Source organism: Streptomyces sp. NPDC091287, from assembly GCF_044768525.1.
In the GTDB taxonomy this organism is placed as follows: Bacteria; Actinomycetota; Actinomycetes; order Streptomycetales; family Streptomycetaceae; genus Streptomyces.
Genome location: NZ_JBIVUV010000001.1, coordinates 614,369 through 637,199, shown reverse-complemented (window position 1 = coordinate 637,199; position 22,831 = coordinate 614,369). Strand labels below are relative to the sequence as shown.

14 protein-coding genes and 2 pseudogenes are annotated in these 22,831 nt (G+C 68.8%); 4 read left to right on the top strand and 12 right to left on the bottom strand.

Annotated features, from left to right (window positions below; all coding sequences use genetic code 11):
• Positions 1–6: 6 nt before the first annotated feature.
• From ACIQRW_RS02745 to ACIQRW_RS02735, 3 genes and pseudogenes are all read left to right on the top strand, one after another.
• Complete coding sequence (locus tag ACIQRW_RS02745; RefSeq protein ID WP_403753377.1) at positions 7–921, top strand: phytanoyl-CoA dioxygenase family protein; 915 nt, start codon at positions 7–9, stop codon at positions 919–921.
• Positions 922–1,056: 135 nt separating this feature from the next.
• Positions 1,057–1,765: pseudogene (locus ACIQRW_RS02740) on the top strand (ABC transporter ATP-binding protein).
• Positions 1,762–2,463: pseudogene (locus ACIQRW_RS02735) on the top strand (ABC transporter permease); the annotation flags it as partial. The pseudogenes ACIQRW_RS02740 and ACIQRW_RS02735, both read left to right, overlap by 4 nt.
• Before the next feature lie 748 nt (positions 2,464–3,211).
• Here the strand turns inward: ACIQRW_RS02735 and ACIQRW_RS02730 are convergent.
• The 10 genes from ACIQRW_RS02730 to ACIQRW_RS02685 form a co-directional block, all read right to left on the bottom strand.
• Positions 3,212–4,414 (bottom strand): polysaccharide pyruvyl transferase family protein, encoded by a 1,203-nt coding sequence (locus tag ACIQRW_RS02730; protein WP_403753374.1) that lies wholly within the window; start codon positions 4,412–4,414, stop codon positions 3,212–3,214.
• Between the two features lie 26 nt (positions 4,415–4,440).
• Positions 4,441–5,448, bottom strand: coding sequence for a hydroxyacid dehydrogenase (locus ACIQRW_RS02725; RefSeq protein WP_403753371.1), 1,008 nt, complete (start codon positions 5,446–5,448; stop codon positions 4,441–4,443).
• The gene (locus ACIQRW_RS02720) at positions 5,445–7,550 is read right to left on the bottom strand and encodes a DUF2264 domain-containing protein (RefSeq protein WP_403753368.1); all 2,106 of its coding nucleotides are present in this window, start codon (positions 7,548–7,550) and stop codon (positions 5,445–5,447) included. The genes ACIQRW_RS02725 and ACIQRW_RS02720 overlap by 4 nt, the downstream gene beginning before the upstream one ends.
• A gap of 66 nt (positions 7,551–7,616) precedes the next feature.
• On the bottom strand, positions 7,617–9,263 hold the full coding sequence (locus ACIQRW_RS02715; RefSeq protein WP_403753366.1) for an extracellular solute-binding protein: 1,647 nt from the start codon (positions 9,261–9,263) through the stop codon (positions 7,617–7,619).
• Between the two features lie 35 nt (positions 9,264–9,298).
• Positions 9,299–10,207 carry a carbohydrate ABC transporter permease gene (locus tag ACIQRW_RS02710; RefSeq protein ID WP_403753363.1) on the bottom strand — a complete coding sequence of 303 codons (909 nt, stop codon included), beginning with the start codon at positions 10,205–10,207 and terminating at the stop codon, positions 9,299–9,301.
• Complete coding sequence (locus ACIQRW_RS02705; protein ID WP_403753361.1) at positions 10,204–11,226, bottom strand: ABC transporter permease; 1,023 nt, start codon at positions 11,224–11,226, stop codon at positions 10,204–10,206. The genes ACIQRW_RS02710 and ACIQRW_RS02705 overlap by 4 nt, the downstream gene beginning before the upstream one ends.
• Before the next feature lie 120 nt (positions 11,227–11,346).
• Complete coding sequence (locus tag ACIQRW_RS02700) at positions 11,347–13,539, bottom strand: alpha-galactosidase (RefSeq protein ID WP_403753358.1); 2,193 nt, start codon at positions 13,537–13,539, stop codon at positions 11,347–11,349.
• A 188-nt stretch (positions 13,540–13,727) separates the two neighbouring features.
• Positions 13,728–15,023, bottom strand: a complete 1,296-nt coding sequence (locus ACIQRW_RS02695; protein ID WP_403753355.1) for a choice-of-anchor Q domain-containing protein — start codon at positions 15,021–15,023, stop codon at positions 13,728–13,730.
• 122 nt (positions 15,024–15,145) lie between these two features.
• Entirely contained in the window at positions 15,146–16,486 is a 1,341-nt protein-coding gene (locus ACIQRW_RS02690; RefSeq protein ID WP_403753352.1) for a right-handed parallel beta-helix repeat-containing protein, read from the bottom strand.
• Between the two features lie 172 nt (positions 16,487–16,658).
• Positions 16,659–17,819 (bottom strand): glycosyl hydrolase, encoded by a 1,161-nt coding sequence (locus tag ACIQRW_RS02685; RefSeq protein WP_403753350.1) that lies wholly within the window; start codon positions 17,817–17,819, stop codon positions 16,659–16,661.
• Between the two features lie 570 nt (positions 17,820–18,389).
• Here ACIQRW_RS02685 and ACIQRW_RS02680 point away from each other — a divergent pair.
• On the top strand, positions 18,390–19,286 hold the full coding sequence (locus ACIQRW_RS02680) for a helix-turn-helix domain-containing protein (protein WP_403753348.1): 897 nt from the start codon (positions 18,390–18,392) through the stop codon (positions 19,284–19,286).
• Positions 19,287–19,788: 502 nt separating this feature from the next.
• On the opposite strand, the gene ACIQRW_RS02675 is transcribed toward ACIQRW_RS02680, so the two are convergent.
• Both ACIQRW_RS02675 and ACIQRW_RS02670 read right to left on the bottom strand, forming a co-directional pair.
• Positions 19,789–21,171: an ADP-ribosylglycohydrolase family protein gene (locus ACIQRW_RS02675; RefSeq protein ID WP_403753345.1), complete on the bottom strand. Its 1,383-nt coding sequence runs from the start codon at positions 21,169–21,171 to the stop codon at positions 19,789–19,791.
• 125 nt (positions 21,172–21,296) lie between these two features.
• Positions 21,297–22,652, bottom strand: coding sequence for a GH1 family beta-glucosidase (locus tag ACIQRW_RS02670; protein ID WP_403753343.1), 1,356 nt, complete (start codon positions 22,650–22,652; stop codon positions 21,297–21,299).
• Between the last annotated feature and the right edge of the window lie 179 nt (positions 22,653–22,831).

The following is a 22,831-nucleotide window of genomic DNA, read 5'->3' as shown; positions in this document are numbered from 1 at the left end:
GGAGTAATGATGACAACGACATCCCACCCTCTCGCCCTCACCGACGCGGAGAAGGAAATCTTCGACGAGCAGGGCTTCCTCGTCCTGCGCGGCCGGATACCGGAGCTCCTGCTGGCGCGGTGCCGTACCGCCGCGCAGACGTGGATCGACGCTGCGGAAACCGCCCCCGCGGACCACCCGCGGGCAGTGGACTGGCACCGCGCCGAACGCGGGGGCCGCTCCCGCCTGTTCCGCGTCGACTACGTGCACGACAAGGGCGGCGAGGCCGCCCTCGAACTGCTCGGATCCCCCGAGATCCTCGGCGTGGCCGAGAGCCTGGCCGGCCCGGACTTCGTGCCGACCTACGAGTCCCTGGTGTTCAAGGGAGCCGACGACGGTGCGCCCGTGCCATGGCACCAGGACGCCGTACACCCGCGTCGGCACCGCATCTTCAACGTCGGTGTCTACCTCGACGACTCCCGCTCGGGGGAAGGTGCGCTACGGGTTCTGCCCGGATCCCAGCGCCAGGCGGCCGACATCTGCGCCATCGAGCAGGACGCGGGCTGGGAACCGGACGGATACGTCGAGGTGGAACTCTCGGCCGGTGACGTCCTGGTGCACGACACCATGCTGGTGCACGGCTCCCCCGCGGTCCGGGGCAACCACCTGAGGCGCACCATCTATCTGGAGTTCCGTCCGGCTCAGCAGATCATCGAGGAGGGCCCCTGGGACCGGACGTGGATCGACGCGCGGATGCGGCTGGTCCCGCTTGCCCTCTCCTCGCACGACGCCGCCCTCGCGCACAGCCACCCCTTCTCGTGGAATCCGTCCCCGGAACTGCGTCCCTCACCGGCACCCGGCCGGGAAGCGGAGCTGCGCATCGCGCACAGCGTCCACACGCCCGGCTCGTACTGCAGCGCGGGGCCGCCCGCCGCCGGGTAGGCGGGACGTCCGTCGTGCAGGTCGAGGGACGCCACAGTGCCCGCCCGGTTCAGCGGAGACCGTGCGGCGCGGAAGCAGCGTGCCGACGCGGCGTGACGGTACCTTGCGAGTGATCCGGCCGTTGCCGCAGCGGAGCTGGAAGACGTATCGAAGACCTACCCGGGCGGTGGGGGAACGCCCGCGTTGCGGGGCGTGAGCGCACGTTTCGCGTCGGGTTCGTTTTCGGCGGTGATGGGCCCGTCCGGGTCGGGAAAGTCGACGCTGCTGAACTGTGCGGCCGGTCTGGAGCGTCCCAGCGTGGGTCGGGTACGGCTGGCGGGTGAGGACATCGGTGCTCTGCGGGAGCCGGCGCTGACTCGCGCCCGGCGGCGCCGGGCGGGTTTCGTCTTTCAGTCGTTCAACCTGGTGCCTGCGTTGTCGGTTTGGCAGAACGTGCTGTTGCCTCAGCGGCTGGCCGGGGTCCGGCCGGACCGGGCGTGGGCAGGCGAGGTCCTGGAGCGGGTGGGGCTGGCTGGGCGTCGGCAGGCACGCCCCGATCAGCTGTCGGGTGGTCAGCAGCAGCGGGTGGCGGTGGCCAGGGCGTTGGCGGGGCGGCCGGAGGTCGTGTCCGCCGACGAACCGACCCGGGGCTCTGGACTTGTCGGCGGGGCATGAGGTGCTCGCTCTGCTGCGGGAGGCCGTGGATGAGTTGGGGCAGACCGTGGTGATGGTCACGCACGACCCGGCGGCCGCCGCGTGGGCGGACCAGGTGCTTTTCCTCGCCGACGGTGTGGTCCACTCGCATCTGGAGCGGGCCTCGGCCGCCGAGGTCGCCGCCGTCATGACGGGGCTGAGCGCGCGATGATCCGTCTTGCTCTGGCCACCGTGCGGCACCGGTGGTGGGCTTTCGTGGGTACGTTCGCCGGCACGGCGCTCGCCGTGGCGTTGGTCGCGGCCTGTGGCACGCTCTTGTTCTCCGCCCTTTCCGCCCCTGCCGGAGCGGACCGCTACGCCGCCGCTGACGTGGTGGCCACCGCCGAGCGCCAGGTGACCGTGCGTGACGGGGACGAAGCCAAGACCCGTCCGCTGTCCGGAGCGCCCGCGCTCCCGGATGGTCTGGAGGGCCGGTTCGCAGCTGTGCCAGGGGTGGCGCAGGTGACGAAGGACGTGTCCTTCTACGCCCAGCCTCTGTCGGCCGGCGGAGATCCGGTCGCCGGGAAAGACGGTGCCCCGGTGATGGGGCACGCATGGTCCTCGGCGGCGCTGACCCCTTTCCGGCTTACCGACGGGCACAAGCCCGGCACGGGTGAGGTGGTCCTGGATGAGGGCCTGGCCCGCCGTGCTTCCGTACACCCCGGTGACCGGATACGGCTGGCGCTGAGCGAGAAGGTGACCGCCTTCCGTGTCGCCGGGGTCGCCGCCGCCCAGGACGGGCCGCAGCTGCCCTCACAGGGCGCAATGTTCTTCTCCGACCAAGATGCGGCAACGCTTGTCCGGCCGGGTGATTCTGCTGCGGTGGCCCTGCGCTTCACGTCCGGTGCCGACAACGGCCGGGTGCTGGACGCGGTGCGCTCCGCCGCAGGACCGCACGTGCGGGTCCGCACCGGGGATGAGCGCGAGCAGGCCGACGCTCCGGCGGTGCTGGTCAGCTACACGGGCGCGGTCGGGGTGTTCGGCTCGATGGCCGGTATCACCGTTTTCGCCGCGTTGTTCGTCATCGCGGGCACCATCGCGTTCGCCGCCCGACAGAGGCTGCGCGAGCTGGCTCTGCTGCGCACGCTGGGGGCCACCGCGGCACCGCCCTCGACCCCGAAGTCGTCGCCCAGATCTTCGCCCGCAACAGCCAGAACACCGGTCTCGCCCGCCTCACCCCCCGGGAACACGAGGTCCTGGCTCTTATGGCTCAAGGCCTGTCCAATTCCGCTATCGCCGGCCAACTTGTCCTCGCCCCGGTCTCCGTGGAGAAGCACGGGGGCCCCGAGAGTACGGGCGGGCTGAAGAGACGCGGTGGCCGCGTATCCGGTACCAACTTCGTGGGGGGCCCACAGCAGTGCAGCGGCAATGCTGTAGGGGGCGATGCGGTGGTAGCGCAGGCGGGTGGAGCCCGCGAGGTGCGTGATGAGGGTGCGGATCACCCGCGGCGACACCAACGCCGACATCGCTGCCACCCTCGGCATGCGCGAACGCACCGTCGAAGCTCACGTCAGCCGCGAGCAATTCGACCAACCAGTCCTTCGGAGGCGTCAGCAGACCAACTCGACTACACGGCGGTATTACGCAGGCATCATTTTCGCCGTGCTGGTCGCGGCCCTCACAGGTGCAATCCTGAACTGCACCGGCCAAGTGCGTCGGCGAGGACGCGCATGGAATCAGCCTGCATCCGGTGCACCCTCTCCCTGGCGCCTTCGGCCTTGGTCCTGGCGGCGGCGGGGTCGGCGGCCATGCTCAGGACTGCGGGCGCGATCCGGGCCACGGACGCCGGGTCGTCCATGTCGAACAGCCAGTCACCGAGCCCGATGTCGTGCCACATGAATCCCTTGGACGTCTGCTCCTTCCACCGGCACACGAGGGCGGGTACGCCGTGGCCGATGGCCATGATCGGCGAGTGCATCTCGTTGCCGAACAGCCCGGCGGACCGGGCGTGCACGCTCAGGGCCTCGCCGAGGGTCCAGAAGTCCTCCCGCCACACCACCCGGTCCCGGACGTCCGCCGGCAACCGGTCGTAGATGTTCTCCCGTGCGATCTTCATCTGAGAGCTGTCCTCGGGGCACAACAGGACCTTGAGCCCGGTGTTCCGGACCACCGCCTCGATCGCGGAGCGCAGTGGGGCATGGTCCCGCTCCCTCATCTGCTCGTTGTACGCGTGGTCCCGCCGGTCCTGCTCGTTCATGGGCCGGTCGTACATGTCCCAGTACGGGCTCACCCTCAGTCGGCTGAGGCAGCACAGATACGTGCCGTCCGCCAGCCCGTTCGCCTCCAGGAACGCCCGCGCGGCGTCGTCGTCGGCAAGGTCGATGGCGAACGCGCTGTCGGGGGCGAGGCCCACCACGGGTGCGCTCACCCCGGCCTCCCGGGCCCGCCGCAGCGATACCGAGTCCCGGAAGTACGCGAACTCGGCGCCGCTCAGGAGACGGACCGTCTCCTCATCGCTCTCCTGCAGCGTGATGCCGTAGACACCGTACGGCTTTCCGGCCTCCGCCCACTGGGCCAGCTCCCGCGCCCCCATGAGCTTGGGCCCCGACCCGTGCAGCAGGAAGTCGTTGTGGGCGATGGCCGGCAAGAGGTTCTCAGGCGTGTTCTTCAGAACGCGCACGTGAGGGAATCGGGAGGCGATCTGTGCTTCCACCCCGTTGTCCACCGCACTCGGCCACACCTGTACCTCGGCCTCGGGGAGGTACTTCTCCAGCAGGGCCAGCAGGCCCGGTGTGTGGGCCACGTCGCCGATGTTCACCGTCTGCCACGCGGAGCGCAGCAGGATGCGCGGGGGCCGTGTGCCGGATGATTCATGGGTCATGATCAGACTCTCATTCGTGTGAATTGTCAGGCGGTGTGGTCGAGATCGGGCGCGGCGACGGGGAAACGGAAGGGCCGGCCATGTACGAGACGTTCCAGCTCGTCCACCGCCGAACCGCCCAGCCGGGTCAGTTCGTTGCCGGAGGAGCCCGCCAGATGCGGTGTCAGCACGACGTTCGGCAGCTCGTACAGGGGTGAGTCCGCGGGCAGGACCTCGGGGTCCGTGACGTCCAGGACGGCGTGCAGCCGGCCCGAGACCAGCTCCTCGGTGAGCGCCCGCTGGTCTATCAGGTCACCGCGGGCTGTGTTGATGAGCGTCGTGCCGTCGCGCAGCAGGCCGAGTCTGCGGCGGTCCAGCATCCCGCGCGTGCGGTCGGTCACCGGCGCGTGCACGCTGACCACCGAGCACTGGTCCAGCAGTTCGTCCAGGGGAAGCGGTCGGACCCCCAGGGTCGCGGCGTCGGCGGGGTCGAGGAACGGGTCGTGGACGGAGACCAGGACGTCGTGCGGCCGCAGGAGTTCGATGACCCGCCGCCCGATCCTGGAGGCGCCGATGATGCCGACGTGCCGTCCGGCGTTGCCGATCCCCGGATGGTCGCGGTGCAGGGGGATGGCCGTTCGTTCCCGCGCGTAGCGCTCCTTGAGCGCCATCACGCCCTTGCCCGCCAACAGGATCCAGGCCAGTGTGAACTCGGCGACCGGCAAGGCGTTCGCGTCCGCCGCCGTGGTGACGGCCAGACCCCGTTCCCAGCAGGCGGGGTGGACATGGTGCTTCACCGTTCCGGCGGCGTGCAGGACGGCCCGTAGGCGTGGCGCTCGATCGAGCACCGTCTCGTCGATGTACGGCGCCTCCCAGCCGGTGATGAGTACGTCGAGTTCGCCGAGGACACGCCGCGCCTCGGGCCCGTCGAAGTCCGTGAGCACCACCGGTGCCACCTCGCTCAGGGCATCCATGCGTGCGCGGTCGGCGGGGCTGAAGAGCCGAGCGGGAAGGTACTCGGCCATGGCGAGCCCGCACCGCGGTCGTCGGGTCACGTCGTCTCCGTAGTGCCGGGTGCCGGACGCGTCCGGGTGGGTGTCGGACGCGCCGGGACGACGGTCTCGGCCGTCCTGCTCCCGGGCGGATCGAGGCGGAGGTCATCTCGGTGCCCGTCGCCCCAGGTCACGCTCACCGCGCTTCCGTGCGCGTCCTTTGTCACGTCGACCGTCACCGCCTCGGCGGAGGTGACGACCGCGGGGTCGCCGGCGAGGACCAGCAGAGCCGCGTAGACCTCGCCGTGGCGCACCGGCTGCCCGCTGGTGGCGGTGGGGACGGCAGCGTACCGGCCGAACGCGTTGGTGCCGTCGGCGTCCACGGCTGCCGCGTCCGTGAGCCCTCGCAGTCCGATCACCGTGCTGATCAGGCCGTTCGCCGTCGTCACGTCGACCCGGGCGGGCGAGAGTCGCGCCTGGACCGGTACTTCGCCGGCGACGGGCAGACCGCTCATGCTGAGCACCCACGGCCCGTGGTCCTCGGGGAGGCCGGACGCCCGGCTGCCGTCGGCTTCGGCCTCGTGGTCCTGTGGCCGCCAGGCATCGAGGCGTGCCAGCCGTACCTCCGCCCCGCCGTGCAGCACCGATGCGGTGGTCACCACCGGGCCGGGGGTGAACCGGGACGAGTCGGGGACGAAGTAGTCGGGGAGCTCGCCGTCGAGCCAGTGGGCCCGGTGGCGGGAGATTCCCACCCTGCCGTCCAGCCGCAGCCTGTGCCAGGGCCGCCTCAGGGAGGGCGAGCCGTCCGCGCGGATCAGCGCGACATGGGCGTCGACAGGACGCGAGTCCGCCGTACCGCCCACGGCGGGTCCGGCGGCCGTCGCGTACACGTGCCGCGCGTACACACTGTCGTCGGATTCCAGGAACCTCGGGTCGGCGTGGTCCCCGCCGTGCTGGACCAGCCGTACGATCCCGTCCCGGCGGGTACCCGAGACGAGCCACCCCGGGCCGGTGAGAGGAAATTCCGTGTCGGCCTCCTCGACGGGCAGTGGTTCCTCGACCGCGGTCCACACCGGATGATCGGCGGGCAGCAGCAACCCGGCGAAGCCCTTGCTCGCCCAGTACGGCGACGCGGGACCGGAGTACGGCTGCCGGATACGGGGGAACGCGTCCCGCCAGCCGAGGGACAGCAGGCCGCGTTCGTCCACGCAACCGCCGTCGAGGAAGTAGCGCAGCACACCGCTGGTGAGCCTCCTGGTCAGACCAGGAGGGAGGGGCGTGGCGTCGAAGAGCGCACCGGTCCAGAACGGGGCCGTCACCGCCATGCGGTACGTCAGCGAACGCCCCTGGAACACCGGCGCGCCGTCTGCGCCGACGAGGTACGCCGCGTCCTGAAGGTAGCGGGAGAGCCGTTCGCGGTAGCGCGCCGCCTGGTCCTGGTAGGCGTCCCCGCCGGCGATGCGGCAGAACCAGAGCGGGTAGAAGTGCATGGCCCAGCCGGAGTAGTAGTCGAACCTCCGATGGTCGCCCGGCTGGTCGGAGCCGTCGGCGTACCAGCCGTCGCCGACGTAGAACTCCTCGTTCAGTGCCATCACGGCGTCGATGTCGTCGGGTGACCACGGCCCGCCGACCGAGCGCAGGAAAGCGTTCGTCACCCCCTGGAACCACGCCCAGTTGTTACGGCTGGGCACCTGGCCGACCGCGGGCGCCAGCCACTCGACGACCCGCTGCCGCACGGCGTCGTCCAGCCGCTCCCAGATGAGGGGGCGGGTCTCGTGCAGCGCGAGCACGATCGAGGCGGCTTCCACCTTGGCCTGCGGAGTGTCCCGCAGCGTGGGCCAGCGCTCGGGCGAGGCGGGGTCGGTCCCGGCGGCCAGTCCCCGGGCGTACCGCTCGGCGAGCTGGAGCGGGTCGTGGCCCGACGATCCGGCGAGGCGGAAGGCCGCCAGCAGGAACGTGCGGGCGAAGCCTTCGAGCCCGTCGCTGCGCCGGCCCGACCGGCTGGCCGGGCCGGGCAGATCGATGAGTGCGTGGGTGCTGGAGGCGTAGGGACGTACGGCCGACAGCAGCCGGTCCGCGGTGTGCTCCCAGTGTGCGCGTGTCCAGCCGGTCAGCGGCGACAGCGCGCGGTCCTCCTCAGGCGGCGGGGCAGCGGTCGCTGCCATCGCGTTCTCCCTTCCGGTGATCGATGCGACGCGAGGCGGCCGACGCCGCCCCGCGGGTGCGGGACGTCAGGCCGCCTCGATGGCCTTCAGCAGTTCGTCGCGCGCGCGGTCCCCGCCGCTCTGCCGCCACGTCTGCATCGTGTCGTCCCAGGAGGAGACGGGCTTCCTGCCCTGGAGAATCTCGATGCAGGACTCGTCGATGATCTTCTGGAGCTGAGCGCTCTTGCGGGTCAGTGTGGGCGAGTAGAACCCGAAGCCGGGGTTGTCCACCGCGGTCTCGAAGAACACCTTCTCGAAGTCGTGCATACCGCGCACCACGTCGGGATTCTTCGGATAGGTGAAGACGTAGGGCGAGTCGGTGACGAACTTGACCCCGATCGCCGATTCCGACTTCCCCTTGTCGTTGAGCACGGGAGCGCCGTTCGCGTCCCGCTCGTGGTGGGTGCCTTCGAGGCCGTACCGGCGGAAGAGGTACTCCTGGCTCCCGAAGGGAGCGGCGAGCCAGTTCGCGATGGACAGCAACTCCCTGATGCGGTCCTTGCCGCCCTTCTTGACGGCGCTGAAGCCGCCCCAGAACGAGGGTTCCTGCATCCAGGGGGTCGGGGTGACTCCCTCCTCGAAGGAGAAGGCCGGACGGCCGGTGATCCGGTACGCGTCGCCGGCGACGTTCTGTTCGTACAGGTCGACCCAGCTGTTGTTCGGGTTCTGGGTGAACGCGATCGTGCCGGCGTTGAACCACTGGACGTGCGGGGCGGTGGCGAGGAAGGCGTCGGGATGGAACAAGCCGGCCTTGCGGGCCTTCGCCAGCGCGTCCAGTGCCTGCTTCGCGCCCTCCATCTCGTCGACACTGGTCAGCTTGCCGCCTTCGAGCTCCCAGCTGTTCGGCAGGCCCAGCATCTGCATGACGTAGCGGTACATGCCGAGCGGGGAGGACATCCCGTACCGGTTCCTCCGGGGGTCGGTGTACTCCTTCATAGCGGCGACGAGCTCGTCGAAGGTCTGCGGAGCGGGGTCGATGCCGCGTTCTTCCAGCAGGTCGTCCCGGCTGAAGAGCGCCATGACCGCGCGGGGGCGGGGTATGGGGAGGCCGTAGAGCCCCCCGTTGATGGCCGTTCCCTTCCAGCACGCCTGCGGGAAGTTGGCGAGGTTGGGGTAGTTCTTGATCTCGTCCCCGGCCAGGAACTCGCTGAGGTCCTGGCACTTGGCCTGGAGGAACGGCGCCAGCTCCGGTACCGCCCCGTGGGTGATCTGCATGAAGTCGGGGATGTCGTCGCCTGCGACGAGAGTGGCGATCTTGGTCTTGTAGTCGGCGAACCCGGCGACGCTCATCCGCAGGTCGACGTTGAGCTTGCCGTTCAGCTCGCGCCAGTACTTGTTGCGGTCCACGCCCGGCGGGACCGGTGTGTAGGACAGGACGAATCCGGAGACCTTTCCGCCCTTGCCCGGTGCCCTGCGCACCGACTTCACCAGTTCCTCCGGGAAGCCGAGGTACCCGTCGGAGCCGTCCGCGTGCACGCGCGGCAGGTCGGGCTCGATGCCGAGTTTGCTCGGGACGTGGTTGGGCAGCTCGACCCGCTTCCCGACCTCGGCCGTGCTGCCACCACCTCCACTGCACGCCGTCAGGAGCGGACCGCCCACTGAGGCGGCGGCGAGTGCGACGGCGGTGCCCCGAAGGACCGTGCGGCGGCTGGGCGTGCTGTGGTTGTCGTTCATGAGTCTCTCTTTTCCGTTCGAGGAATTCGTGGTTCTCACCCCTTCACCGCACCCGTCAGCATTCCCTTGGTGAAGTGACGCTGGAGGAAGGGGTAGACCAGCAGAATGGGGAGGATCGAGACGAGCAGAATCGCCATCTGGATGGACTGCTGGGGTGGCAGCGCCTCCGCGGAGGCGCTCAGTTGGTCGACTCCCAGTTCGGTGTTGTTGACCACGTACGTACGCAGGACCAGTTGCAACGGCCACTTGGAGCTGTCGTTCAGATACAGCAGCGGAGCGAAGAAGGCGTTCCAGTAGGAGACCGCGTAGAAGAGTCCGATGACCGCGAGCACCGCCCGCGACAAGGGGAGGATGATCCGGAGAAGCACGGTGAGATCACTCGCTCCGTCGATCCGCGCGCTTTCCAGGAGCTCCTGCGGCAGGTCCATGAAGAAGGCCCGCATGACGATGACGTTGAAGGCGTTGATCGCGGTGGGGAGGATGATCGACCAGTAGCTGTCGATCATCCCGAGGTTCTTCACGAGCAGATAGCTGGGGATGATCCCAGGCGTGAAAAGCAGGGTGAACAGCACCACCATGAGCAGTGGCTTGTGGGCGAAGGATCCCGGCCTGCTCAGGCTGTAGGCGAGCAGCGCCGTGCACATCAGGCTCAGCAGCGTGCCCGTCACCGTGACACCGACGCTGACCCCGAGGGCCCGGGTGACGACTCCCCCGTCGAAGATCGCCGCGTAGGCGTCGAGGGTCGGGGCGTCCGGCCACATGACGTAGCCGCCCGCGTGGGTGATCTGCTCACGCGATGCCAGACTGGTGGAGATCATCCCGACGAAGGGGACGATCACCACAGCGCACACGAGGGTGAAGAACACCGCCTTGGCGAGGCCGGCGAGCCGGGACAGGACGCGGGGCGAGAGTGGGTCCCGGGGGCGGACAGGGGTGTAGGTCATGACTTGTAGATCCCTCGCTCTCCGAACAGGTGGGCCACCTTGTTGGCGCCCAGCACCAGGGCGACGCCGACGAGGCCCTTCACCAGCCCCACGGCGGCACTGACGCCCCACTCGCCGCCGACGATGCCGTTGTTGTAGACGTAGGTGTCGAGCACCTCGCTGACGTCCCGGCCCACGGGCCCCTGCTGGAGGATGATCTGCTCGAAGCCGACCGTGACGGCGTCTCCCAGCCGCAGGATGAGCAGCAGGATGATGATTCCGCGCAGTCCTGGCAGCGTCACGTGCCACATCTGGCGCCATTTGTTCGCCCCGTCGACGCTGGCGGCCTCGTAGAGGGACGGCGGTATCTGGGACAGGGCTGCCAGGAAGAGGATGGTCGCCCAGCCGGTGTCCTTCCACATCACCTGACTGGTGAGCAGCGCCTTGAACCAGTCCACGTTGCCGATGACGCTGATGGAGTCGGCACCGGCGTCGCGCAGCGCGCTGTTGAGTACACCCACGTCGCCGAGGAACTGCTGGAAGATCGCCACCACGATCACCCAGGACAGGAAGTGCGGCATGTACAGAATGCTCTGCACGAGTCGCTTGGTGCGCTCGGAGGACAGGGTGTTGAGGGCGAGCGCCAGCACGATGGGTGCCGGAAAGACGAGAACGACCTGGAGGAACAGAAGGATCAGCGTGTTCTGCAGCGCGTTGATGAACTGCGGATCACCGTTGAAGATGACCTCGAAGTTGCGGAATCCGACCCACTCACTGTTCTTGATGCCGATGAAGGGTTGGTAGTCCTGGAAGGCGATGACGTTTCCCAGGAGCGGGACGTACTGGAAGAGCAGCAGAATGGCGATTCCGGGCAGGGCGCAGAAGAACAGCAGCCGATCCCGGCGCAGACGGCGCCACCTGGATTCGCTCGCAGGCTTGTGCCCGGTGCTTCCCCGGGCGTTCTTCGAGGTGTTCTTCCGGGCCGTCGGCGGAGCCTTTTTCGAGGCGGGTATCCGCGGCCGTTCCAATCGATCGAGCATCTAGGTCACCTGACGTCATGAGGTTCTCGGTTCTCGCACAGCTTCACCAGCCGGCGGTGTGACGGGCGGTAAGCCTGCCGGGGGCCACTCTTCTCAGTCGTGCTGCCCGTCTCCCACGGGTCAGACGGCTTCCGCCAGCAGCAGCACGATCTGCAGGGGACACAGCGTCGGCATGGTGACTCCGACTCGGGCGAGCACGGCCCCCGAGGCCACCGCGCCCTCCTCCGGCAGGCCGGGGACGCGATCGGCTCGCGAGAGGGCCACCTCCGTCGGAGGTTGAATCGCGCGAACGCGGTACTGCCGCTCGGGAACCAGACCGGGGATGGTCATCCGCGCCGGCGTGGTGTTCAGCCCGTCGTCGAACTGCACACAGGCCATCAGAGCGGCGGTGGCGTCCGGAGCGACGACCCCGTGCATCCACGATCGGCCCTCACCGGTGTCCACCCTGACGACCTTTCCCGTGTGCAGGAGCGTCCGATGCTCTTTGTAGAGCTCGACCCACGCTCTCAGCGCGGCCCGTTCCCGCGGATCGGCCTCGCGGACGTCCCACTCGATGCCGAAGTGCCCGAAGAAGGCCGTCGCGGCCCGGAAGGCGAGGGGCATGTACCGGCCGGAGTACATGGAGTAGGGGGCGGAGACGTGTGCGCCCTGGTACTCCGGCGGGACGAGTTGCCCGGTCCATCGCTGGATCGGCTGGCGCGCCAGGGCGTCGGTCATGTCGGAGGACCAGACCCGTTGGACTCGGTCGAGGACCTCCATGTCGATGCGCGCGCCTCCGGCGGAGCAGGATTCCCACTCCACGTGCGGGTGCCGTCGGCGCAGTTCGTCGAGCAGGGTGTAGTAGCCGAGGGTCTGCGCGTGGACGGCCGGCCCTCCGGCGATCCGGCCCGATCCGCCGTCCAGCACCGCCCGGTTGTGGTCCCACTTCACGTAGTCGATGTCGTGCTCGGTGAGCAGGGCGTCGATGCGCTCCAGCAGGTGGGCGACGACCTCGGGCCGCGAGAGGTCCAGGACGAGCTGGTTGCGATGCAGCAGCGGGATCCGGCCCCCCGTGGACAGGATCCACTCGGGGTGACGGCGATAGAGGTCGGAGTCCTGGTTGATCATCTCGGGCTCGATCCATATCCCGAATCGCATGCCGAGTTCCCGGACGCGGGTGACGAGCGGTTTCAGTCCGTCCGGGAAGACGGCCTCATCCACCCACCAATCACCCAGGCCCGCGTTGTCCGCCCGCCGGCCGTGGAACCATCCGTCGTCCAGGACGTAGCGCTCGGCCCCCACTTCGGCGGCGAGTTCGGCGAGTTCGATCAGCTCCGCGGTGTCGTGGTGCCAGAGGACCGCCTCCCACACGTTGAAGTTCACCGGCCGGGGTGAGGTGGGGTGGGAGGGGCGGGACCGCAGGTAGGTGTGGAACTGCTCGGCCAGTCCGTCCAGGCCCTCGTCAGAGGCGGCGAAGTACACCCACGGCGTCTCGTACCTCTCGCCGTGGCCGAGGGCCACCTCGCCCGGCAGTAGGAGTTCCCCGCCGCCGATCGTCAGCACGCCGTCGTGCAGTTCGGTGCGGTAGACCTGGTTACCGCTCCATCCCACGTGCGCGCCCCATACCTCCCCCGAGGCGAAGCCGAAGCCGCTGGTGCCGACGATGTTCAGCGTGGCCGAGTCGTGGCCCGCCTTGCCCCGGCGGCTCTCGCGCAGCCACAGCCCGTCGACGACCGGGCGTCGCTGGGGGGTGCGTTCGTGCAGGATCCTGCCGGTGAAGTCGAGCCCCTCGCGCGCCGACGCCGGCACCGGGACGACGACGTCGAGGAAGTCCACCACGTAGGGCGAGCTTCCGGTGTTGACGAGTGCGTGGCGCACCCTCAGCGGACCGCCCGGCAGCGACTCCACGGTCGTGGTCAGGGACAGCCCGGCGACGGTGTCGTGCGCCTCCATCGTGAGGACGGCGCCCTCGACCCGGGCACGGTCCAGACTGAATGCGGGGGCCCAGTCCCGACCGGTGGGCGGCTCGCCGCCGGTGCCGGCGAGGCGGTGGCCGCTCAGTCCGGGGCGTCCGAACCAGCCTCGCCAGTGTTCCGGCAGCAGCGGCACGGCCGACTGGGCGCCCGCGGCGCGTTCCGCGTCCTTTGCACTCCAGACGGCGGCGCCCTCGGCTCCGGACGCCGTCCCGCACCAGACGACCGACGGCAGGGCGGTGGACGACTGCTGGAGAAGCAGCCTCGTACGCCGGTCGGGGAACGCCTCCGGGGCCGGGAACAGCAGGGGGAATCGCAGCGGCTGCGCCGGAGTGGACGATGGGGGGTGAAGGGAGACCACGGCGCGAACCTCTTTCATCGGTGCACGTGATGTGCCATGCGCACATCGTTCTGGTGGATCGGTTTTCTGATGGGGGTGGGTGCGGCGGTCGGTGATACGGCGTCCGCGGTGTTCCGTGGCGAGCCATTCCGGCGGGCGGGGAGCCGCCCCGCCCGCCGAAATGGTGCGAGGGGACCGGAAGGGCTTGGTCAGGGAGTGACGTACTCGTACGCGCCACGGTCCCAGCCGGCACCTTGCGGCCGTGGGACTCCTTCGCGGTCGATCTCTGTGATCGTCTCGGTGCCGCTGTCGATCGCGGGTGAACCGGCCGACGGACGGAAGTCGGAGTCCCAGGGGTCGAGCCCGGGGGCGACGAGTTTCGGATCGGTGATCCGGTCGTTCGGTCCCGTCACCCGCGGGGCGAGGCCGCCGAAGTAGATGTTGTGATCGTAGACGACGTTCTCGTTCCCGTGAACGAAATTCGTTTCCTTTCCTTCACGAGCAACCGAGATGTTGTTCAGCACCTTGACGTCTTTACTGTCCCAGGCCCCGATGTTGGGCCAGTTGATGCCCCGACCGCGCGAGTTCATGTACGCGGTGTTGTTGAGGATGTCGACACCGCTGGAACTGTAGGAGTGAATGCCCGAACCTCCGTTGTTGAACGAGAGGTTGTTCTCCACCAGGACCCGGCCCGTATAGGCCGGGTCGTCGTCCTGCCGGTGCAACGTGTCGTCGACGATGATTCCGTTGCCGTCGGAGTAGCAGTCACAGGCATGCCACTTGATCTTCGCCTCGTTGTCGAAGACGGTGTTGTTCCGGACGAAGATCTTGTGGCCGGTGTAGTCGTCCGCGTTCACCGGGTGGAAGACAGAGATTCCGCTGGTGGCGTAGGTCGAGTACCAGGAGTTGGAATGCACCTGGTTGTAGTCGATCGTGACGTGGTCGCTGCCGATGGCCGAGATACCGGAGCCCGGGCAGTCCCATACGTGGTTGTCGCGGATGGTGATGTGGTGGGGTGAGCGTCCGGTCACCGCGTCCTTACGTGCGGAGATGCAGTTGGTGTTGAACGCCGGCCCCGAGGGCTTCGAGCCGGCCTCCGCGTCCTCCAACGTCAGGTTGTCGCTGTCGCCGCGGACCTGGAGCCCGGTGATCTTGATGTACGAGGCGCCGACGATCAGGATCCCGTTCCAGCCGGTCCTGGGCGCGATCACCGGATCGTGACCGGGGTGGGGCCGGTACGTGATGACCTTTCCGGGGCTCCCGGACCGGCTGATCTGGACGACTCCCTCGCGGTTGATGTCTCCGTAGGTCCCGTTCATGATGAGGACGGTGTCGCCAGGCAGCGTGGAGTCCGCCGCCTTCTGGATCGTCTTGAAGGGTGTGGCGGCGGAGCGGCCGTCGTTGGTGTCCGAGCCGCTCGCACTGCTGACGAAGAAGTCGCGAGGGGCGGCGTGCGCGGACGGCGCGGATACGAGCGGTACGACGAGCAGCATGGCTGAGACCATGGCCGCGGGCAGGATACGTCGGGGGAATCTGTTCATCTCTGCTTGTCTCCGTATGTGGGGGGATCGGGGCGTGGCGGTGCGTTCCCCTTGTTCGTTGAGCGGCGCAGCGTGCGCTCTTCGGGTCAGTGCCGCCCCGGCAGTTCGAAGGCGCCGCGGTCGTAGGCAGTGCCTTGGGGGCGCTTCTTGCCGGCGAAGTCCGAATCGACCGCGTCGAAGCGCGTTCCTGAATCACCTGCCGGAGACCCTCGCTCGATATGGAAATCGGCCGCCTCGGGATCCGTGCTCGGGTTCACGAGGAGCGGGTCGGTCACCTTGTCATGTGCGCCCATGGTCCGGGGCTTCAGGCCGCCCGAATAGATGTTGTAGTCGTAGATCACGTTCTCGTTGTTGTGCGTGAAATTGGTTTCCTTTCCTTCCCTCGCGACGGAGATGTTGTTCAGCACCTGGACGTCCTTGCTTCCCCACGCACCCACGTTCGGGTAACTGAGCGCAGGGCTGCGCGAATTCAGGTAGGCCGTGTTGTTGACGATGTCGACGTTCGCGCTCTTGTACGCGTGGATGCCTGATCCGCCGTTGTTGAATGACAGGTTGTTCGCGACCAGCGTTCGCCCCGCGTACACACCACCGCTCGTGCCCGGGTGGATGGTGCTGTCGACGATGATGCCGTTTCCGTCAGAAATGCAGTCGCATGCGACCCACTTCACCTTGGACTCGTTGTCGTGCACGACGTTGCGGAGGATGGAGATCTTGACACCGCGGGACTCGTCCACCGCTTCGGGCACCAGGACGGAGATGCCGCTGTTGGCGTACACGGCGTACCACGCGTTCGAGTGGACCACGTTGTCCTCGATGGTGATGTGGTCACCACCGGTCGTGGCGAGTCCGCCCCCCGGGCAGTCATGCACGTAGAGGTTGCGGAGTGTCACGTGCGACCAGGGAGCCTTGTCCGCGCCCTCACGGGCATGCAGGCAGTTCTGGTTGTAGGTCGGCTTCTTGGGATCGGCCCGGGCGGTGGCGTCCTCCAGCGTCAGACTGTCCGCGGTCCCCTGGATTTCGAGACCCTCGACGATGATGTGCGAGGCGCCGGCGAGCAGGATGCCGTTCCATCCCGTCACGGGCGCGATCTTCGGCGTGTGGTTCTTGTAGGCGGTGAAGGTGATGGGAGCACTTGACGTGCCGGAGTTCCGGATCACCACTACGCCCTCTGCGGACGTGTCCCGGTAGGTGCCGTTCATGATCTGCACGGTGTCACCGGGCTTGGTCAGGTCCGCCGCACGCTGGATGGTGCGAAACGGGGCGGCCGGGGAGCGGCCGGGGTTGTCGTCCGATCCCGAAGCGCTGACGTAATAGACGCCGCGTGCGTGAGGGTCGCCGGTTTCCACGGCGCCGGCAGGGGCGAGTCCGGCGCCCAGCCAGCACGCCAGAACGGCGGCGGTGGTCACGGTTTTCGTCGGGTGTCTCATCGAACGCCTCCATGAATGTCGATCGGTTCAGGCGGCGGCAGTGCATCTGCCGCGCCCTTACGCCGTTCATGCCGAACGCAGGGGTGCGCTCTGTTTTCACGCCGCGCCTGAGCGCCACGCGCGCCCCGTGGGCGGCGCGGGACAGGCAGGAGAGTGACGGTGCGGTGGACCGTCAGTGGGTGATGAGTTCGCGGATGCCGCGCGCGGCCAGGCGCGGGGCGTCGTCGCCGTGTTCGGGCAGGACCAGCGCCGGCCTGATCCCGTCATCGATGAGGGAGAAGAAGCGGTCGGCGGCCGGAAGCCCCCTGTCCCGCGGGTCGGGGAGGACCAGTCCGACGTGGCGGCTGACGGGTTGTACGGGGTTGGCCCGCAGGTCTTCGATCAGGTGGGCGAGGCGGGCACCGGTCGGTTTGACCTCGTTGTCCACGGTCAGGAGTCCGAGGTCGTACTCGTACTCCACGAAGGCCGTGTAGCGGCGATCGATGTCGTGGCTGCCCCACCAGGTGCAGCCCCAGACGCCCTGGGACGACAGCGTGTTGCGGACGAATGCCTCCGCCCAGGCCGGGATGGACTCCGCCGGACGTTCCACCGGCGAGGCTCCGAACTCCTGGAGCCACTTCGGCCGTCCCGGCCGCTCGGCGTACGCTTCGACGAGTTCGGCCATGTACTCGCCGAGGTGCAGGACACCGGTGCCGTCCGGCCCGTAGCGTTCGATCGCACCCGTCCAGTGCGGATAGCAGTGCAGAACGCTCGCTCCACCCTGTGTGGCGGCTCCGGCGGGGGAGAACGTACGCGCTTCGAACCAGGGCTGGTGGTCCACGCCGTTGACGTGGAAGCAGCCGGGCGCGACAGCCTCGCAGTGGTCCAGCAGGCGCTCGGCCCACGAGTCCCCCGCGTCCGGAGCCACGTCGCCGTTGGGTACCGACAACTCGTTGCCGAGGTCGAAGCCGAGAAATCGAGGGTGCCCGCCCACGTGCTCGGCCACCGCGTCGAACAGCAACAGCTCCGCGCGGACCACGTCCTCATCGGTGATCATGGATCGGCCCTTGAGCCACGCCGGCAGGAAGGTGAACCCGCTGAGCCAGCCGTCGAGCACCGATACCGAGACATCCAGGCGCACGTCGGGGCGGTCGGCGAGCTCCATGAGTGCGGCCAGCCTCTCCAGAGCCGTGCGGTTCACCACTGCGGGGTCAGGCTGGAACACCGGCCACAGCAGCTGGATCCGCACATGGTCCATGCCCAGACTCGACACGGCGCGCAGATCGTCCAGGATCGATGCCGCGTCCCACTCCATCCACGAGTACCACCAGTTCCTGCTCGGCACGTAGTTCACGCCGAACCTCGGTGCCCCAGCACGGGCTGCCGTCATCACTTCTGCCTTTCTGCTATCCGCTCGTACGGCTCGCCCCGGAGCCGAGTCCGCCTCTTCACCCGCACTTGTCCGCCACCGAACCGACGGCCAGGGGCGTGACGCCTCGTCGCGGGGGCGCCCTGCGCTTCGGGTGCCGTCGCGGCCCGTGCTGCGCCGAGCAGACACAACGCGCCGGCTGGGAGCCGCCCTGGACTCCGGGCTGACAGTGCGCCCTCCGGTTCTGCCGTTCTCGCTCACTGCGGGCCCTGGGACGGCCGCGAGGCAGAGACGGAGTCCGGGCGAGGTCACACCGGGGGAGATCCCGGTAACCTCGGCCCCTCCGGACGCACCCCGGCCCGCCGCGAGCCGAGAGTCTGCACGGCCAGTGAGGAACGCGGCCGGTATCGGGCCGCTTCGGCGGGGAGAACAGACATCGCTTTCTCCTCGTCGACGTGGCTTAATCCGGATGGAACACTGCTGACACCCGTCATGGAACCGCGCCCAGCCTGCAGGTTCCTCCTGTCGGCTCCTTCGACCTTCCTGGATCCTCAGATGCTGGAATCACTCACCCCCCGTACCGACCCGTCGATGCTCGCCTGCTGGCATGGCACACCCGCCTTGATGGAGCGGGCTCACCGGCACGACGACATCGAGTTCAACCTCGCCATGGACAGCGATCTGGTCTACATCGTGGGGGGGCGTCGGCTCACCTTCGCCCCCGGCGAGCTGGTGGCGTTCTGGGCCGCGATACCGCACAAACTGATCCATGTGGCCCCCGGGACCCACATGGGGTGGCTCTATGTCCCGCTGACCACCTTCCTCGGCTGGCGGGTTCCGGCGGCCGGTGTGATGGCTCTGCTGCACGGCCAGTCCGTGCGGACCGGCAGAGCCGGTCGCCAGAAGGGCGACGCCGACCTGCTGCGCCGGTGGCAGGCCGACCTGAGCACCGACGACGCCGAACTGCACCGCATCGCCCTGCTGGAGATGGAGGCACGGGTACGCAGGCTCATCCACCAGTCCTTCCCCGGCGCGCGGGAAACGGACGAGCCCGGGGGGCACAGGTCGGTGGAGCACGCCGCCCGGATGGCACAGTTCATCGCCGCGCACTTCCGTGAACCACTCACCGCCGAGCGCATCGCGGCCAGCGTTCCCCTGCACCCTCACTACGCCATGTCGCTCTTCAAGGAGGTCCTGGGAATAACGTTGAACGGCTACATCAACCAGTGCCGGGTGGCGGAGGCCCAACGGTTGCTGATCACGACGGACCGCCCGGTGACCGAGATCTCCTCCGCCGTCGGCTTCGGCTCGCAGAGCAGCTTCTACGCACACTTCACCGAAGCCTGCGACGCCTCACCGGGCAGCTACCGCAAGGCGCACCACGGCAGCGCACCGTTCGCGAGCGTGGCTGGGGATGATCCGCTCACCGTGATCGACCGGGCCTCCCCCTGACGGACGCACGCTGCTGTTACCCCCGCTCACCCCGCCCACCCCACCCGTGTATTCGCATATGCGAATAGTGAGAGTCAGGTCTGCCGGAGCGCCGACGGCTGCCGCGACCCAGGGACCCTCAGCTCGCGTGTGCGCCTGGAGGAACGGGCGTTGACGCTCGTCGGCGGCACCTGACCTCTCATAGGCGCATAGCCTGCCGAGGGCCCCAGGCACACATGCTGTCACGACGGTACGCACTGCGGACCCCGGAATACCCGTCGTCGCGGCCGCCAGGTCCATCGTGGTGTTCTCCAGCCTGCTGATCCACCGCATCGGCCCCAACCTCACCGACCGCTACCGCCGCATCCACCTGGTGCAGTACTCCAGTGAGGTGATCAGGAAGAAGGAGAGGGAGATCGGGAGGGCCGGTCGGTTCGTTCGACCGGTTCCCCGACCGCAACGAGATCGTCGGGTCATGATCGGCTTGACCGGCGGCGCCCGCAGGACCGCGGGCGCCGCCGGTTCAAGGCCGACCGGGAGCCGAGGGCCCGGCGGGTCCCAGCACGCGCGCGGGAAGTGCCGCCACCCGGTCGGCGGCAGCGGCCAGTGAGTTCTCGTACCACCCGGCGAGCCGGGTGTGCAGCAGGTCGTTGAACGGGGCAGTCCACCGTTCCTCCAGGTGCCCCGGGCCGAAGTACACGCCCAGGAGGGAGCCCGCCGTGGCGCCGTAACTGTCGGTGTCGTTTCCCTGGCTGACCTGTTTGCAGATGCCATCTCCGACGTCCGTAGCGAAGCGCAGTGTGTTGATCAGGGTCCCGCTCTCCTGGAAGACACGACAGTGGCCGTACTCCGCGTACCGGCCGTGGATGGCCCGGTAGCCCTCCAGCCAGTCGCGTGCCTCCGCCACCAGCGCGAGCGAGTCCGAGACGATCGCGAAGAAGCGACTGCGCTGCGGTACGTAGCGCAGCGCGGTGGCGAAGACGTCCAGCGGATCCGTGGCGGTGAAGGCCGCTGAGATGGCGGCGGCCGCGAACATCGCTCCGTAGATACCGTTGCCGCGGTGGGTCATCGACGCGTCCCGCCAAGCGAGCTCGGCCGCGAGGCCGGGGCGACCCGGACAGGCGTAACCGTAGGCGTCCGCGCGGATCATGGCACCGCAGAGCTCTTCGCCGGGGTTGTACCGGGTCGGCAGTGCTTCCAGTTCCTCGGGCGTCATCGTCGGGTAGTCGTCCAGGCCCATCGCGAGGCCCTGCCGGGTGAGGAACGTCCTCTCCGGCCCCCAGGTGTGGGCGAGGGGGACGTTCTCCAGCCACATCATCCGCAGGTCGGTCTTGGTGAAGTCGCCCCCGTACCGCTCGAGCGTCATCAGACCGAGCAGCGTGTAGTTGATGTCGTCGTCCGGGACCACTCGTGCGATGTTGCCCCGGGTGGTCTCCGGCCAGTCCGGATGAAAGGCGCGGAAGCCCCCCTCGGTGCGCAGCCCGGACGGGATGTAGTCGCGCAGGGGCCATTCTCCGAGCCGTTCCAGAGCTGACCGCAGTTCGTCGAGGGTCGGCATGACCTCGACCGGCTTGCCCAGGACGCAGCCCGCCACCGACCCCAGGAACCCGGCACGCGCCCGCTCCCCCGCCTCGGTGAGGGGCACCGGTCCCGGGCGGTCCGGGAGCAGTGCGGCCGAGGGGGCCTGCTCGGCGCGGATCCCCGCGAGGTCGCTGGGTTCGGCATACGGCCAGTCCGCGCGAACCGGGGCCGCATCGATCTCGGCAGCCAGGTCAGCGAGGGCCTGGTAGTCGTCCGGCAGCCGTTCCAGGCGGCTCGTCATGCCGGTGACGTCGCGGCCCTGCTCTTCTTTGTCCCGGAGCATGGCGCGCAGCTGCTGACGCAGCACGGGAAAGGGCGCGAACACGGGATCTCCCTGTGTGGTGGGTGGCTGGAGGCTCGGTCGTGCCGACCCCCCTGCCCCCGCGCTTCGACAGCTCGCCGCCATCACTGGTGAGCGGGGAGCAGAGGGGCCGTTGGCGGCCGCCCCTGTCAGGCGGGTGCGGCCGCTTTCCGGTGGGAGGCGATCAGCTGGGCGAATCGCCTCCCACTGGTCTTGAGGGTGCGTCGTTGGGTCGCGTAGTCGACGTGGACGAGCCCGAAACGCTTGCCGTAGCCGAAGTTCCACTCGAAGTTGTCCATCAGCGACCAGGCGTAGTAGCCGTCCAGCGGTACGCCTTGGCGCACGGCGGACGCGCAGGCATCCAGGTGGCGCTCCAGGAAATCGACCCGGTGGGGGTCGTGCACGGTTCCGTCTGCCCCGACAACGTCGTGCTGGGCGGAGCCGTTCTCGGTGATGACGATCGAGGCGGGGGCGTACTCCTCGTGCAGCCTCACGAGTGTCCGCTCCAGTCCTTCCGGATGAACCTCCCAGCCCATCGCGGTCGTTCGGGCTTCGGGGACGGACAGGATGTCGAAGGAGGGCGCCGGCCGCCCCGGGGCGTCGGCGACGACTTGCCGGAAGTAGTAGTTGACACCGATGTGGTCGAGCGGCGTGGCGATGGTCTCGGCGTCACCCGGGTGCTCGGGCAGGTCGACGCCGTACACCTCGCGCATGTCGGCCGGGAAGCCGCGGCCGTGCACCGGGTCGAGCCACCAGCGGTTGTGGTGCCCGTCGGCTCGCAGGGCGGCGTCACGGTCGGCGGCGGAGTCCGTGGCAGGTTCGCAGGGACTCAGGTTCACGGCGATGCCGACGTCGATGGTGCGGGAGGAGTTGGCCCTCAGTGCCTGCGCGGCGAGACCGTGGCCGAGCAGGAGATGGTACGAGGCATGGACGGCGGCGGTGAGGTCCGTCAGTCCCGGAGCATGGCGGCCCTCCAGGTGACCGAGCCAGGCGGAGCAGTACGGCTCGTTGAGAGTGGCCCAGTTCTGGACGCGGTCGCCCAGGACCTCGGCCACCGCAGCGGCGTAGTCGCCGAAACGCTGGGCGGTCTCGCGGTGAGGCCAGCCGCCGCGGTCCTGCAGCGCCTGCGGCAGGTCCCAGTGGTAGAGGGTGGCGTACGGGCGGATACCGGCTTCGAGCAGACCGTCCACGAGGCGGTCGTAGAAGGCCAGGCCGGCACGGTTGACGACGCCGTCGCCGTTCGGGACGACCCGCGGCCAGGAGATGGAGAAGCGATAATCACTCACCCCCAGCTCCCGCATCACCTCGATGTCCTCGGCCCACCGGTGGTAATGGTCGCAGGCCGGGTCGCCGTTCTCGCCCTGCTCCACCGCGCCCGGGACCTCGCACAGCGTGTCCCAGATGGACCGTCCGCGTCCGTCGGCGGCGGTGGCTCCTTCGATCTGGTAGGCCGAGGTCGCGACTCCCCAGCGGAACGCGGGAGGAAGGTCCTGAAGGGACTGCATGGAGCGGCTCCTGTTTCGGTGCTTGGAAGGGACGGTGCTCGACCCACCGCCGTCGACGGCCGGGCAGCGAGAAGGGGTGGCGCGGGCCCTGGACCTGGGCTCACCCTGCCCGGTGGGCCGTTGTGGTCGTGGAGGACATCGGCGTCGCCGTGGGCGAAGCAGACGAGGTCGCCGGGGAC